At 55.7% G+C, this 16,186-nt stretch carries 9 protein-coding genes and 1 pseudogene; 2 read left to right on the top strand and 8 right to left on the bottom strand.

Annotated features, from left to right (window positions below):
- Positions 1 to 5: 5 nt before the first annotated feature.
- The 4 genes from ACEWL3_RS16755 to ACEWL3_RS16740 are packed head-to-tail and all read right to left on the bottom strand — an operon-like array spanning position 6 to position 4,200.
- Positions 6 to 851 carry a fumarylacetoacetate hydrolase family protein gene (locus ACEWL3_RS16755; RefSeq protein ID WP_386184714.1) on the bottom strand — a complete coding sequence of 282 codons (846 nt, stop codon included), beginning with the start codon at positions 849 to 851 and terminating at the stop codon, positions 6 to 8.
- Between the two features lie 21 nt (positions 852 to 872).
- Complete coding sequence (locus ACEWL3_RS16750) at positions 873 to 2,690, bottom strand: IlvD/Edd family dehydratase (RefSeq protein WP_386184716.1); 1,818 nt, start codon at positions 2,688 to 2,690, stop codon at positions 873 to 875.
- A complete protein-coding gene (locus ACEWL3_RS16745) occupies positions 2,687 to 3,433 on the bottom strand; it encodes an SDR family oxidoreductase (RefSeq protein ID WP_386184718.1) in 747 nt (248 codons plus the stop codon). Before ACEWL3_RS16745 ends, ACEWL3_RS16750 begins: the two co-directional genes overlap by 4 nt.
- Positions 3,430 to 4,200 carry a GntR family transcriptional regulator gene (locus tag ACEWL3_RS16740; RefSeq protein ID WP_386184720.1) on the bottom strand — a complete coding sequence of 257 codons (771 nt, stop codon included), beginning with the start codon at positions 4,198 to 4,200 and terminating at the stop codon, positions 3,430 to 3,432. Before ACEWL3_RS16740 ends, ACEWL3_RS16745 begins: the two co-directional genes overlap by 4 nt.
- A gap of 170 nt (positions 4,201 to 4,370) precedes the next feature.
- On the opposite strand from ACEWL3_RS16740, the gene ACEWL3_RS16735 reads away from it, so the two are divergent.
- Positions 4,371 to 7,607 (top strand): Hint domain-containing protein, encoded by a 3,237-nt coding sequence (locus ACEWL3_RS16735; RefSeq protein WP_435001226.1) that lies wholly within the window; start codon positions 4,371 to 4,373, stop codon positions 7,605 to 7,607.
- 56 nt (positions 7,608 to 7,663) lie between these two features.
- Here the strand turns inward: ACEWL3_RS16735 and ACEWL3_RS16730 are convergent.
- Positions 7,664 to 8,327: pseudogene (locus tag ACEWL3_RS16730) on the bottom strand (IS6 family transposase).
- A gap of 180 nt (positions 8,328 to 8,507) precedes the next feature.
- Here ACEWL3_RS16730 and ACEWL3_RS16725 point away from each other — a divergent pair.
- Positions 8,508 to 11,267, top strand: a complete 2,760-nt coding sequence (locus ACEWL3_RS16725; RefSeq protein ID WP_435001242.1) for a cation-translocating P-type ATPase — start codon at positions 8,508 to 8,510, stop codon at positions 11,265 to 11,267.
- A 6-nt stretch (positions 11,268 to 11,273) separates the two neighbouring features.
- Here the strand turns inward: ACEWL3_RS16725 and ACEWL3_RS16720 are convergent, their stop codons facing one another.
- The 3 genes from ACEWL3_RS16720 to ACEWL3_RS16710 form a co-directional block, all read right to left on the bottom strand.
- Entirely contained in the window at positions 11,274 to 12,974 is a 1,701-nt protein-coding gene (locus ACEWL3_RS16720; protein ID WP_386184619.1) for a PHA/PHB synthase family protein, read from the bottom strand.
- 221 nt (positions 12,975 to 13,195) lie between these two features.
- Complete coding sequence (locus ACEWL3_RS16715) at positions 13,196 to 14,386, bottom strand: serine hydrolase domain-containing protein (RefSeq protein ID WP_386184621.1); 1,191 nt, start codon at positions 14,384 to 14,386, stop codon at positions 13,196 to 13,198.
- Positions 14,387 to 14,986: 600 nt separating this feature from the next.
- Positions 14,987 to 16,186 (bottom strand): cysteine desulfurase-like protein (locus tag ACEWL3_RS16710; protein ID WP_435001223.1); only part of this gene is annotated, 1,200 nt, incomplete at its 5' end.

The following is a 16,186-nucleotide window of genomic DNA, read 5'->3' as shown; positions in this document are numbered from 1 at the left end:
CCTCTTCAGGCGTCTTGTCTGACCTTTTGCCGCTGCTGGCCCAGCCCCTCAATCGAAAGTTCCATCACGTCACCGACGTTCAGGAAAACCGGCTCCGGCTTCATACCGTTGCCAATACCCGGCGGAGTGCCCGTGCTGATCACGTCACCGGGATGTAGGGTCATCAGCCCGCTGAGGTGTTCGATGATTTCCGCAACGCTGAAAATCATCGTTGCGGTGTTTCCGGTCTGCATCCGTTTGCCGTTTACATCCAATGACATGGCCAGGTTTTGTGGGTCGGGGATTTCATCGCGGGTAACAAGCCAGGGGCCTGTAGGGCCAAAGGTGTCGCAGGATTTGCCCTTGGTCCATTGCCCGCTCAGATGGGCCTGAAAATGACGTTCGGTGACGTCATTGATCACACAATATCCCGCCACATAATCCAGCGCATTTACGGCGCTGACGTATTTTGCGGTGGCACCGATCACGACCCCCAATTCAACCTCCCAATCGGCCTGGGTTGCGCCACGCGGGATGACCACATCGTCATTGGGACCGACAATGGCGGAGTTCGCTTTGATGAACAGAATAGGATGTTTGGGAATTTCCATCCCCATTTCAGCGGCATGATCGGAATAGTTCAGTCCAATGCACAGGAATTTGCCGATGTTGCCAACACAAGCCCCGATGCGGGGATTGCCAGAGACCGCGGGCAATGTTGCAGGATCAATCGCGCGAAGGCGTTTTAGCGTGGCGTCATTCAATGTCGTGCCGGTGATGTCATCCAGATGTCCGGACAGATCTCGCAGAGTATCGCCGTCCATCAGTCCGGGCTTTTCCGCGCCCATTTCTCCAAAACGTACAAGTTTCATCCGGGCTTTCCTTTTTGCAGTTCAGTGATTGTCACGCGGCATGTGTTTGCGTGCAATGTCCTGGAATTGGTCGGCACCTTCAAGGGTCATCCCCTGATCAAACCGCCCGACCTTTTCGCGAAACAGCATCTGCCAGGGCGATTGGTTGTCTGGAACGCCATAGCCACCAGCGGCTGCCAGATCACGGGCGCGGGTCGCGAGTTCATCAAGCGGCACAAGCATGTCAGCGGTACAGGTGTTCAGATCAATACGCACCATGTCGCCGGTTTGCAAAAGCGCCAGCCCGCCGCCATCCGCCGCCTCAGGTGACGCATTCAGGATTGAAGGGCTGCCTGAGGTGCCGGATTGCCGTCCGTCCCCAACGCAGGGCAGCGCCTCGACCCCCTGTTTCAAGAGATACGCGGGTGGGCGCATGTTCACCACCTCGGCACCGCCGGGATATCCCTTTGGCCCCGCGCCCCGCATGAACAAAATGCACTTCGCGTCGATCTTTTCAGCAGGATCATCGATGCGGTGATGAAAATCTTCGGGGCCGTCAAACACAATTGCGCGCCCTTCAAAGGCGTTGGGGTCATCGGGGTTCGATAGATACGTTTGATGGAAGTTGGGCGAAATGACAGAGGTTTTCATGATCGCGCTGTCAAAGAGGTTGCCAGTGAGGTTGATGAACCCGGCCTGCGTTTTCAGCGGGTCGGAAACCGGTTTGATCACCTTGGTATCCTCGGATCGTTTATCGGCGCAATTGTCGCCCATGGTCTGGCCGTTTGCCGTCATGGCACCCGGATGCGGCAGCAATCCGGCGGCGATCAATTCGCCCACGACCGCAGGCACGCCGCCTGCGTGTTGGTAATCTTCGCCCAGATATTCGCCGGCAGGCTGCAGGTTCACCAGCAGCGGCACGTCATGGCCTATCTTTTGCCAGTCATCATTATCAAGCGGCACACCAAGGTGCCGGGCAATGCCATTGAGGTGGATCGGGGCATTGGTGGACCCGCCGATCGCAGAGTTGATCACGATGGCATTTTCAAACGCTTCCTGGGTCATGATGTCGGTGGGGCGCAGGTCCTCCCACACCATATCGACAATGCGTTTGCCGGTTTCATAGCTGATCTGCCCACGTTCACGGTAAGGGGCGGGAATTGCCGCAGAGCCGGGCAATTGCATGCCCAGGGCCTCGGCGAGCGAATTCATCGTGGTTGCGGTGCCCATGGTGTTGCAATAGCCAACCGAAGGCGCCGAGGATGCGACCAGTTCCATAAACCCGTCGTCGTCAATTTCGCCCGCAGCCAGCATTTCGCGGGCTTTCCAGACGATGGTGCCGGACCCGGTACGTTCGCCACGGAACCAACCGTTCAGCATCGGACCAACCGACAGGGCGATGGCGGGAATATTTACTGTTGCGGCGGCCATCAAGAGGGCCGGGGTCGTCTTGTCACAGCCGATGTTCAGCACGACACCATCGAGCGGATAGCCAAACAATGTCTCAACCAATGACAGATAGGCAAGGTTTCGGTCCAGCATCGCAGTGGGGCGTTTACCGGTTTCCTGAATGGGATGCACAGGCACCTCGATACAGGTGCCGCCCGCCGCGATAATGCCGTCACGCACGCGCTTGGTCAGTTCAAGGTGATGACGGTTGCAGGGGGACAGGTCGCTGCCGGTCTGGGCGATGCCAATGATCGGCTTGCCCGACTGCAGTTCGCCCCGCGTTAACCCATAGTTCAGATAACGCTCAAGATAGAGTGCGGTCATTTCGGGGTTATCGGGGTTCATGAACCATTTGCGCGAACGCAGGTCTTCGATCTGGATCCGTTTTCTGGATGTGCTCTTGTCGTTCATTGGCCTGACCAACCTCCGTCAATGATATGTGGGTGCCCAGTGGTAAAGGCGCTTTCGTCGCTGGCAAGATAAACGACCAGCGCTGCGATTTCTTCTGCTGAGGCGACGCGGCCCATCGGCTGACGTTCCACAAATTTTTTAAGGGCAGCGTCCTTGCTGCCCAACTCTTTGCTCAAGGCGTCAACCCGGTCGTGCCAGCTTGGTGAGTCAACCGTGCCGGGGCAGATGCAGTTGCACCTGATGCCTTTGTCGACGTAATCAACCGCCACCGATTTGGTCAGCCCGATCACCGCCGCTTTGGTGGTGCCATAGATGAACCTGTTGGGTGCACCAATGATGGATGATGCGGCGGATGACATGTTGATGATTGACCCTGTGCCACGGTGCAGCATGCCGGGCAATGCCGCCCGGATGGTGCGCAGCATGGAGCGCAGGTTCAGATCAAGGGCAAAGTCCCAATCGGCGTCCGTCGCATCAAGAACGGTGCCGTGATGCACAAATCCGGCGCAGTTAAAAAGCACATCCGGGTCTGCGCGGGCCATGCCTTGCGCCACGCTGTCATCACAGCAGACATCAAGGGCAAAGGTGTCGACCCCTTCCAGTGTGCTGAGCGCATCCATGTTGACATCCGTGGCGAAAACCTGTGCCCCTTCGGCGGCCATGGCCAACGCGCTTGCACGGCCAATGCCCTGCCCCGCAGCCGTCACCAAAACGCGTTTTCCGCTTAATCGTCCTGACGTCATGCCACTGTCGCCCCTTTCGCATGGCGGGCCAGATGGTCCGCGATTTTCCGCCGTGTTGCGGCGGCATTCCCTGACAAAGCAGCCTCCAATATCTGTTGATGATGGCGGATGTTGTCGGTGATGAATTCAAAGCTGAGGTCTGCAAGCATGACCTGTTGCCTGAACCGCGCATAGACCTGCGCATGCATGGATTTCAGCGTGTCAGAACCGCAGGCAGAGATCAGAGTTTCGTGAAATTCCCATTCCGCGCGGGTCCACAGATCAACCAGATCTGATGGGTCCTTGCTGGCGTGGATGCGGCTTTCGATATGGCTGAGCTGATGATGTGCTGCTGTCAGGCGCGCCTCCCAGGCGACCCCGCCAAGTTGCATGGACAGTATCGCCCCTTCAGCTTCAAGCAGAACACGCAGATGGGTGAGTTCCGCCAAAAGCGGGGCTGACCGGTCCGGCACCCGGAAGCCACGCTGTTCCTGAAAAGAGACAAGGCCAACCGTGGAAAGACGAAACAGAACCTCGCGCACTGTGCTGGCAGAACACCCAAGATCGACGCGCAGCTGTTCGGCGCGCAACTTTGTCCCATGGGCGTATCTGTTGGTGATCAGCCCATAGTGCAGCGTTTCATAGATGTCGTTGTCTTGGGACATGCGGTGATCATCCGGAAGGCGGTCACTGGGGTGATAGATCGAAAAGTTTGGAAATAATAGCAAAATCTCGAAATTCATGATTATTTCGAAATAATGCACGCCGCGTTTTGTGACTTTTGCCACAAATATTTCATGATTTATTCTAAAATCGGTCTGAAAGCAGCGCAAAGTAGTGCAGTGTTTCGGTTAACTTATCTGGTTTTGTAAATGGTCCATAGCGTTGAAATTTCGCACCGGATCTTAAGGGTCGGTGCCGGGGCTAAGGTCAAAAGCAGAATGGGCGCTGAGCAGTAATGGCAATTCTTGACAATGCAATTTGGCTAACCGGTCCGGGCGGCACTGCGGCCAATGGCAATACGGTTATTTCTGAAGGTGGCAACAGCACCACGATCATTGCTACATTTGTCGGATCGTGGGATGGCACCGCCGGTGGTACAGGCGCTTCGGAATTCGGGGCTTTTGGCGTCAGCACCGCAATCTCGGCCGACTACCAGTTTTCGCAACCTGTCGAAAACCTGACCTTCGATCTCCAGCATGTGAACTCTGGTGCGTCCAACGACGACATGTGGACGATCTATGCCTATGACGAGAACGGCACGCTGCTGGACCCGAACGCTGTTATCGCGGGCCTTTCCGGCATTCAGGACGAATTGGTCTATATCAACGGCGATGGTTCGGTCACGGTCGAGGCTGAGGGCGGAATCATCAACAATGTGACCGTGTCGCTTCCCGGACAGATATCTCAGATCCAAATGGTCTACGACAACGGGCCGGATGCGTCGGCTACTGGTGGTTCGGGGCTCGGCGATTTTTCATTCACCATCCCGGACACGCTCGACACTGACGGTGACGGGGTTCTGGATTCAAGCGACATCGACGATGACAATGATGGCATCCTCGACTCCGATGAAGGCTTTGGCACCTCGACGCCAAGCACGATCACCATCACCTTTGATGGCGACGAGTGGGCGACGACGGACAATACCCGCTGGGAACTGCGCGCGCCTGATGGCGCGCTGATCGCCAGTGACACGACGACGTCAGACGCGGTCGAGATTACCAACGTCAGCATCACCCAAATGGGTGATTACACATTTACTGTTCTGGATGATTATGGCGACGGTATCTCTGGCTCCAATGCGGCGAGCTATACGATCGCTGTCGACGGCACAGTGGTCATCAGCTCCGGCGCAAACCCGAATTTCGGCGCTTCGGTAACGGAAACATTCTCGGTTCAGCCCACGGTCACGACCCTCGACAGCGACGGAGACGGCATTGCCGATCACCTCGACCTTGACAGCGACAATGACGGCATCAGCGATAATGTCGAGGCTCAGACGACCGCAGGATACATTGCACCAACGGGCGTCGACAGTGACGGTGACGGGTTGGATAACGCTTATGAAGCGACCAGCGGGCTGACCCCGGTCGATACGGACGGAGATGGCACAGCAGATTTCATCGACAGCGACAGCGACAATGACGGCGTCAGCGATCTGGATGAAGCGGGGCACGGTGTCTCGCAGGCCGTCATTGATGCGGCTGCTGCCTCTGTCGCCGCCGGTGGCGCAGGTGACGCTGATGGGGACGGTATTCTTGACGTTGTCGATGACGTCGTCGGCTGGGATGTGAATGACGCGGATCTTGACGGGTCGGGCAATTTCACGCTGGCTGACACGGATGGTGACACTGCGGCCGATGGCTCTGGCGCGACGCCAATTATCAATGACCTCGATTTCCGCGATTCAACCTTGCCCGATTATGTCATCGAAGGCACGTCGGGCAGTGACCTGATCGACGCAACATACACCGGCGATCCGGACGGTGACAAAGTCGATGCCAGCGATAATGCGGCCGGCACCAATGACGACCTGATCTATGGCGGTAACGGCAGCGACACAATCCTTGGCGGCGCGGGAAACGATACGATCTTTGGCGGCAGTGATCCCACCACATCTACAGGGGGCACCAACACCACAGGCCTGAACTATTCGGTGTTTTACCTCGGAACCGCGCCCGAGGTCGATACAATCGACGGCAACACAACAACTGAGAATCCGAACCTGCTTGTAGGGAGCTATGGCAGCCCGGGGGACGAACTTTACACCCATATCCAAGACGCAACGGCCAACGACACCGATGGCAATTCGCGCATCAACATTGGGGATCTTGATACCCCTGAAACCATCACGATCAACGGCGTCGTACATGAAATAGATGTTGGCCTGGTCTATAATGCGACTGTCACATTCACCGACGGTACCAGCGGCCCGATTACAGCCGTTGTCATCCAAACCATAGACGGCAGCGTCTTTATGGTGCCAGAGATCAGCAACAACGCCGATCACATCTTGCTGACAAGCAAACCGATTGAATCGGTATCGCTGAACAGCGTTGCGACGAACTATACCAATATCACAGCGAATCGCATGGATGGCGATTATGCGCTGCCCGGCGATACCGACACGTCGGCCGATCTGATCGACGGCGGAGCAGGAGACGATTCCATCATCGCCGGTGACGGCGATGACACCGTGCTAGGTGGCGATGGCAATGACACGATTTTCGGCGATGCCGGCAGCGATACGCTGACTGGCGGAACTGGCGATGATGAGCTTCATCTTGGTGCTGGCGACGGTGTGGCCGACACGGTCGCGCTGAGCGATGGCGACGGCAGCGACACCGTGCATGATTTCGTGGCACCAACGGACAATGGTGACGGCACTTTCACCGGATATGACCAGTTCGATGTCTCTTCGCTGACTGACGCGACCGGCAACCCGGTCAGGGCCTGGGATGTGACGGTCACCGATACCAACGGCGATGGCACCGGCGACGCGATCCTGACCTTTCCGAACGGTGAAAGCGTCACTCTGATTGGGATCACGCCGGATCAGGTGGACAGCGGTGCTGAGCTGAACGCAGTTGGCATTCCCTGTTTCACGCCGGGCACTCTGATCGCTGCCGAAGCGGGTGAACTGCCTGTGGAAGACATCCGTCCGGGCGACATGGTGATGACCGTGGACAACGGGCTTCAACCGGTCCGCTGGGTGGGCAAGCGCACGCTCACGCAGATAGACCTTGCCCTCAATCCAAATCTAAGGCCGGTGGTGGTGCGCAAAGATGCATTTAGCAACAGGCGAATGATGCGCGTTTCGCCGCAGCATGGGTTGTTATTGGAGCATGCCGGCACCGAAAACCTTATCCGCGCAAAACATGCTGTGGAAACCTTTGGCGGGCAGTATGCCCGCATCGACAAGCGCTGCGAACATGTCACATATATCCACATCATGTTCGATCAGCATGAACTTATCTATGCAGAAGGTGCCCCCACAGAGTCCTTCTATCCCGGCCCGGTCGCCCTAAGGTCACTTGACCGCGCGGCGTGGCGCGAATTGGTTTTCCTGTTCCCCGAGCTTGCACATGTGGGAGCTGGTCGCGATTGCGACATGTCCGGATATGGCATGCCAACCCGGCCCTATCTAAAGCGGAAGGACCTGCGGGACTGTGCGGGAATTCTGCACGTCTAATGGGTCTGATGCATAAATTTGACTGATTTGTGTTATCTACTTAAGGCTTCCTTCTGTCAGGCAGACAAGCCAAATAGGCTTTCAACGAAACGGATTTCGCCTGCAATGCCAGCTGCCTTACCGTGGACATGGCCATGCTTGATAGTCCTGATTGCTTCGATACCGCGTAGCGTTGCTTTGGCTGAGGAAAGTGATTTGAAGCCGCGCATCGGGGTGATCCGCTTCTTTAGGGCGGCATGATCGCTCTCGATACGATTTTTTCCCCACTTTCGGTTGATATGCAGAATGCCTTCGCCGGGACGCTCAAAAGCGGTTCATCTCGCCGATTACACGCGCATAGCTGTGGGCCTTGGCAATGGTGATCGAGCGAGGCTGATACAATCGGGCATTCACGCAGGCTTGCTTAAGAAAAGGCCTTGCTGCCTTGACATCTCGCCGAGATGTGAGCGGGAAATCAACCAGCTGACCGCGTTGATCAACAGCGCGCCAAAGGTAGCGCCATTTACCACCAACCCTAATGTGTGTTTCATCGACATGCCAATTCAAGCCACGCCAGGATCGATGATTGAACGATCGTTTCGCGATCTGGGGACCAAAATTGGGGACCCAGCGATGGAGCGTGGACGCATCAACTTCGATGCCCCGCTCTGCCAAAAGATCTCGGACGTCCCGGCATGAAAGAGCAAAGCGGCAATACCAACGAACTGCACACAGGATCACATCTGGCGGGAATCCATGATGTTAGAACGGACTTTGCTGCATGAAGAGCCGCCTCGGGTTAAACGCGCCTCAAATATCCAACCGAAGACAGATTAATGCAACAAACCCCTATTGATACGTATCAATCGCGTTGTGGGGCATAATGGCATCAATACTCCGACAGATCCGATACGCGCACTGATGGGCGCTCTTTGCCTTCAAGGATATCAAATGCACCAAACTCGGGAGCGAACTAGCCGTCCAGTTGCGTTTGGAGATGCGCCGCACGCTGCCAGTCCGCAAGAGGTTGTGTCTACTCTCAATACCAGCCCTGACGACGGTTTGTCGGCGGCGGAAGTCGAGGCAAGACTAATGAAGTTTGGGCCCAATCGCCTTGCTGCCCGCCGCCCGGTCAGCTTGGCAAGATTGCTCTGGCACCAGTTTGAAAGCCCGGTGGTTCTGCTGTTGCTCGTCGCAGCGGCCGTCGCTTTCGCTTTTGGAGAGTGGAAAGAGGGCATAGCCATCGGTCTGGTCCTGCTTATTAACGGCGCGATCGGCTTCATCACGGAATTGCGAGCAGCCCGATCGATGGAGACTTTGCGGCAACTCGGCAACCTGACGACCCGCGTGCGCCGGAACGGTCGGACGTCCTTGTTGCCCGCAGAGCAACTGGTGCCTGGCGACGTTGTCATTCTGGAAGGCGGCGACATCGTGACGGCCGACCTCAGATTGGTCGAAAGCTCTAATCTATCCGCTGACGAATCCGCGCTGACTGGCGAGTCCGTAGCCGTCGATAAACACACCGAAGCGGTGCCCGCGGACGTTGCAATCGGCGACAGGCCGTGCATGGCCTTCAAGGGCACGGCCATCACCCGCGGAAGCGCCGTTGGTATCGTGGTGGCCACCGGGTTGAGTACGGAACTGGGCATGATCTCAAAGCTGGTGGAAGAAGCAGCACCCGAACATTCCCCACTCGAAAATCAGCTTCAAATGCTCAGCGGTCAACTGATCAAGTTCACCTTGGTGATTGTTGCAATCCTGGGTGCACTTGGTGTGCTTCAAGGCGGTGACGTATTGCTCATGATCGAGGCATCGATTGCGCTTGCGGTTGCTGCGATCCCCGAAGGATTGCCAGTCGTGGCAACCATGGCGCTGGCGCGCGGGATGTGGCGCATGGCCAAGCACAACGCCCTTATCGAACGGTTGTCGGCGGTAGAAACGCTTGGTGCGACGACCATCATTTTGACCGACAAAACCGGAACACTTACTGAAAACAGCATGCAACTTCAGGAGATCGACTGCGGAGATGTCATTTACGCGATCTCGGACACGACCCAACGGTTTCGGCGAAGTTCATCCGCCGAGGAAATTGAAAGCAAGACATGTCTGAACGAAATTCTGACTGCCGGTCTGCTTTGTAACAATGCCGAATTGAGCACAAAGGATGACAAACATGTAGGCGACCCGCTTGAGCAGGCTCTACTCACCGCTGGCAATGCAGAGGGGTTGGATAGATTGCAGTTGGTAAAACGTTTTCCGCGTGTCCGTGAAATAGCCTTTGATTCAACGACGAAGCTAATGGGGACCGTTCACATTGCGGACGACGAATACATCCTGTGGGTCAAAGGGGCTCCGGAGCAGGTGCTTGGTGCTTGCAGCACAAGCTTCGACTCGGGTGGGATGCAACCCGAGTTGACTGCGGCAAAACGCGCATTCTGGAAATCCCGTACAGATCAGATGGCAGAGCGTGGCATGCGCGTTCTGGCAGTCGCAATGCGCAGGCTGAACAAACCAGAGACTGCAGAGTATTCGGAGCTGACCTTCCTTGGACTTCTTGGCCTCTATGACCCACCGCGGGACGATGTGCGGGACTCTATCGCGCAATGTCGATCAGCTGGAATTCGGGTGGTTATGCTGACGGGCGATCATGTGGTGACTGCCAAGAACATAGCAATTGCCGTCGGCCTGACCGATGGCGAGCCAACAGTTATGGAAGGCCGGAATCTGCGACCAGTTCCGCATATGTCGACGACTGAGCTGGCAGAGATGCAGAAAGCTGACGTCTTTGCCCGTGTGAGCCCGGCCCAGAAGCTCGAATTGGTCGCGGCGTTCCAAAGAGACGGCCAGATTGTCGCCATGACTGGTGATGGGGTCAATGACGCGCCCGCGCTCAAACAGGCCGATATCGGTGTCGCTATGGGTCTGCGCGGCACGCAGGTTGCACGCGAAGCGGCAGCAATGGTTTTGCGTGATGATGCATTCAGCTCGATTGTTGCGGCCATCCGAGAAGGAAGGGTGATCTTCCGAAATATCCAGCGGTTTGTGACTTACCTGCTTTCCTGCAATCTGAGTGAGGTTCTGGTCGTCGGGTTGGCAATTCTGGTTGGTCTTCCTTTGCCGTTGATGCCATTGCAGATTTTGTTTCTCAATCTCGTGACGGATGTTTTTCCGGCATTCGCACTGGGTGCTGGCGAGGGGAGTGAAAGAATCCTTGAACGTCCGCCACGCGATCCGGCTAAACCCATTGTGACTGGTTCGATCTGGACCGCAATCGTTCTACAAAGCCTGGTCATTTCAGGTGCAACGCTTGGCGCGTTTATTCTGGCGCGAACATACCTCATTTTGACACCGGAAGAGGCCGTAACGGTCTCTTTTTTCACCCTGGCGTTCGCCCAACTTTGGCATGTATTCAATATGCGCGACCCGCGATCGGGAATGTTCCTTAACGAAATAACGCGAAACAGATTCGTATGGGTGGCTTTGTCAGTAAGCATCTGTTTGCTGCTATTGGCCCTCTTCTTACCCGTAGCCGCAGAGGCGCTGGATCTTGAAGGTCTTTCGACAGATACGTGGGTGCTGGTCGTCGGCATGAGCTTGGTTCCGCTGGTCCTCGGGCAGATTGCCAAGGCATTTTCCGGTTGGCGTCATCAAACAGGAAAGAAAAAGATAGCTTCAGTCTAACGAAGTCTATGTCTGATGAACATAAGTTCCGGGTGCCGCACAAAGCGGAGGGTATCCACTTAAAGGGTTACCGATCGAAGGTGGAGAGATCTGATCGCTGCTGTTGTTGCTCAGCCAGTTTGCATAGTCAGGCCACCAAGACCCCATGACGGTTGTTTGCCCGGCAAGCCAGTGGTCAGGCCCTTCATAAAATGCTCCAGCAGCCCGATGCCCGATCCTGAAATCACGACCTGCGTGGCCGGGTTCGCTCAGTATCCCGCCATTGTGCCCGCCCTTCGTCAGCACAAATGTCAGATCGCAATCCGTGAAAAGTTTGGTTTTGTAGACCGACCGCCAGGGCGCAATGTGATCGGTCTCAGTTGCAATCACAAACATCGGGACAGAGATGTCTTTTAGTGCAATGACCCGACCTTCGACCGCGAAACGCCCGGCTGTCAAACGGTTCTCCAGAAACAGACCGCGCAGGTACTCCGAGTGCATCCGTGCAGGCATGCGGGTCGTGTCGCCGTTCCAAACGCCGATATCTGTCGGCAAATCATCTTTGCCAAGGAAGTACCGGTTAACAGCGCGGGTGTAGATCAAGTCTTCCGCACGAATGGCAGAAAACGTCCGGGCCATTTGGGGACGGTCAAGGAACCCCTGATCCCACATCATATCTTCAACGAAAGCGACCTGACTTTCATCAACAAACAAAAGTAACTCGCCTGCTTCGGCAAAATCCACCTGAGCGGCCATCAATGTCACTGATGCAAGCCTGTCATCCCCGTCTCGCGCCATCGTGGCGGCTGTGATGGCCAACAGAGTACCTCCAAGGCAATACCCGTTGGCATGTATTTTCCGGTCTGGAGCAATTGCGTTGATGGCGTCCAATGCTGCCAGGACACCGCTTAATCGATAATCCTCAAGCGACAATTCCGCCTGATCTGCGGTCGGGTTGCACCAGGAGATCATGAAGACGGTAAACCCCTTTTGCACGAGGTAATTGATCATCGAATTGTGCAGTGAAAGATCAAGAATGTAGTATTTCATAATCCATGCTGGAATGAACAAGACGGGCTCTGCCTGCACCTTATCTGTTTGAGGTGCATATTGAATCAGTTCGAACAGTTCGTTTCGAAACACCACCTCTCCGGGCGTGCAGGCCAGATCGATGCCGATTTTGTATCCGTCGGGTGCGGGCTTGTGGGTCTGAGTGAGGGTTTGGATCATATCCTCAGCAAAATGAGAGGCTCCATCAACGAGGTTCTTGCCGCCAGTCCTTACTGTTTCAGCAAGGATTTCGGGGTTCATCCAAGGCAGGTTTGAGGGCGCAACGAGGTCCAGCAATTGGCGCATCTGAAAACGGGTGCGATCAGCATCCTGTTTGTGAAGACCACGCATGTTGTCCGTTGCCTGATCCCACCAGTCCTGCACCGCAAGGAAGCTTTGCTGCCAGATGTTAAATGGTGCTTTTTTCCAGGACAGATCAGCAAAGCGGTGATCATAGTCTTTCGGCGCAAAGGGGGCGGGGCTTTCCTTACCCAAAAGCGCGCTGGTTGAATATCGCAGCGTTTTGAGCATGTTGGATTGCGCCCGCTCGGCAAGTTCCAATTGACGCCCCGGGGAACGGCTCAGATGCAAGGCCCAGTCGCTCCAGGCTTCGCTTGCAGAATGGGGCGAAATACCCCCGGTCACCCGCGCAACCGCTGCCCGGATGGCACGATCCATGTTTTGATGCTTGTGCCTCGGTTTGGCATTGGTCATCGCAGGCATTCGCACGGGCACTTGTGCCTTATCGGTCTGGATGTGCTTTGATATGATTTTGTCCAAATGTAGGGATCCTTTATTGTAATGCGGGGATGGTAAGCCACCAGGTTATTTCCTAACGGTTTCACAGCTCGGCAAATTGACCTGTGTCAGACGGCAGGGTAGCGAGCCCCGGCAGCAGATCAGCCAACGACGGATGAAATCGCTCTTCTGAGGGCAATATCGCGCGGATCGGGTTCGACTCCCGAACCGATCCGGTTGGTCACATAGCCGTACCCCAGTCCGATCGCAGGATCGGCGTAGCCCAGCGATCCGCCCGCGCCGGGGGTCCCAAACGCCTCAGGGTGACCGAATGAAAAGCCCTCGAACGGTTTCATGAAGCCAAGTGAGTAGTGCGCTTCATCGCGCAGCACCTCGTCAAAGAACCCTTTCGACGGCGGAACTGCGGGCGCTCGTAGTGCAGCTAATGTGTCTGATCGCAACCCGAGGTCAGCACCATCCTTCGCGAACACACCGTATGCCTTGGCGATGGCACGGGCCGTGCCAACCCCGCCGCCTGAGGGAACCTCGAGCCCGCGGGCATATATTCGGGCCTCGTCCATCACTATTCCCGATCCGGGGTTGACGATGCAGGCCCGAAAGGCATCAGACCAGGGGTTCAACATGGCGCTGACCATAGAAACCGGATAGCCGAGGATCGACTTGATGAGTCCGTCTTGCCTGAGAACCGCGAGCCGGTCGTTCGGGATGTCTTCTGGAACGCAGATGTAGAAGTCGAGGTTGAGGGGTGTCGCGATTTCATCCTGAAAGAAATGACCCAGCGTGCGATGCGTTGGGTCGACACGTCGTAGCAACTCGCTTTCATAAAACCCCAAGGACAAAAAGTGATATGCATTTCGTGAGCCGGGTGGCCATTTTGGTGTTTCCTCGGCAAGAACTGCCGCAAGCTGATCCGGATCGGAGATAAGCGCTCGGTCGATCCTTGCGTGAAAGGCGTGCAGACCCGCCTGATGCGCCAGCAGTTGTCGTACAGTGATGGCAGCCTTGCCGTTTTGCGCAAATTCGGGCCAGTAGTCGGCAACGCGTGCGTCGTAATCCAGCCACCCACGTGAATGTGCGAGTGCCAGAGTCATGGCGGACATGCCCTTGGTCAGCGAGAAGACGATGACCATGGTATTCTCTTCCCAGCTTGCCCCGGTTGCCGCGTCGCGGACGCCTCCCCAGAGGTCGACGACCTTGTCGCCGTCCAAATAGACGCAACAGGCCCCACCCAATTCATTGCGGTCGGTGAAATTCTGCTCAAAAGCCAATCTGACAATATCAAACTCTGGGGCCGTAAAACCGCTGACTTTAGGTTCTATCGGAGTCGTCATACTCGCATCCCGCCAAGAATGTGGTTGCCGATTAACAAAAGGACATCATTGCAAGTCCGCGTACGATACTTGCAGCCCACATTTGCGCTTTTGCGTGAGATCATAATTTTGCAGGCCGGGTTTGATCCTTATCAATCCCTTCGCCCGCCAAAGCGTTTCAATGGCATTGCCAAGTTATTTGCGCATCTGTCATTGGCTAGGGGTGCGGCATGAAGTTTCCTTCTGAAATGCCCCGCCTCAAAGGAAATCCTTTGACCAGGTGTATACAGGCTCTCAGAGATGCCCTCGCGGCGACACAGCGCCGAGATGCTTTCCTCACCTCGTAATCTCCTCAGCCGAAAAGGTCTCACGTGTCTTGCGGCGGATGTTTTTGACCAGCTTGTCAGTTGCGTCTTTCGATGTTGCGGGCTTCTTCGTCATCTAGATCTCCTAATCGATAAGATGAACCAGAAATCCTCCGTTGTCTAAATCCTCAAATCTATCCCACAGGTGCTGACGTCAGACAGGTGTCCGAAGGGCAGGGCGCGATCGTAGTTCGCGTTGAATAGAAATCGGGCACCTAGGTTTGAGCCACCGCATATAACGACTTAATCAACGCGCTCAGCGTGCAATGTTGTTGCTGGTGATTTCTGTCATCGCCCCACAAAGGCGGTCAACCTGTTCAATCGTGTTGTAATGCACCATCGAGACGCGGATGACCCCATTGTCATCATTTTCGCCCAATTCCTCAACTAGACGACGAGTGTGAAAATCGCCAAAGCGGATCGCGATGCCAAACTTGTCCATCGATTCTGTAAACTCGCCTGAATCCTGTCCGTCAATTTTGAACGCAATCGTTGGTACCCGGTTTGACCCTTGGTTTTGAGTGGCACCAATCACACGGACATCGTTGCGCCCGTTCAAGTAGGAAAGAAATCGTTCGGTCAGCATATCCTCGTGCTTCGCAATTACGTCGAAGGCCGTCTCCAACTTTTTGCGTTTGGACCCTGTGCCGCCCATATGTTCGCCAAGCGACGCTAGATAGTCGACGATTCCGACTGCGCTGAATGCCAGCTCATAGTTGGGGTTTCCCGGCTCAAGTTTCCCGGGCACTTTATCTTTGCCATAAAAATAGTGGTACTGGCCGTCCAGTTCCTCCAACAGATCATATTTGCCATACATCACCGCCACATGCGGCCCATAGCATTTGTAAAGGCTGAACAAGTAGTAATCGACATCCCATGCCTGTACGTCAATCGCTCGGTGCGGGGCATAGGCCACGGCGTCAACACAGATCTTGGCACCACGTTCATGCACAAACCTTGCAAAGTCGGCAATGGGGTTCACCTGACCCAGAATGTTGGAAACGTGATGCACACAGACCAATTTGGTGCGCTTGGTCATCAGCGCGTCCAGATCGTCAAGCCACAGCGCATAGGATTCGCGATCGACGGGCCAGAACTTTATCACCACTCCGTATTCGCGTAGCCGGTCCCATGGACCAATGTTGGATTCGTGGTCGGCAATCGAAATGATGATCTCGTCGCCCGGTGAAAACTGACTGCGCATTGCGTTGGCGAGAATCTGCACCAGCGCTGTTGTGGAGTGACCAAAAACGATTTCTTCGGGGCGGGTGGCGTTGACCATGGTCTGAATGGCCTGTCGGCCCTGCATTAACGCATCAGCCGCCGCGAGTGAGACATCGTAGGTTCCGCCAATCTGCACATCGCGGTGAGTCAGGAATTCAGTGATCTTGTCGATGGCCCCCTGAACGGTCTGCGATCCGCCTGCATTGTCGAAAAACACCCAGTCGCTTTTCAA

The organism is Sulfitobacter sediminivivens, from assembly GCF_042611115.2.
Lineage (GTDB): Bacteria > Pseudomonadota > Alphaproteobacteria > Rhodobacterales > Rhodobacteraceae > Sulfitobacter > Sulfitobacter sediminivivens.
This window is presented reverse-complemented; position numbering and strand designations above follow the sequence as displayed.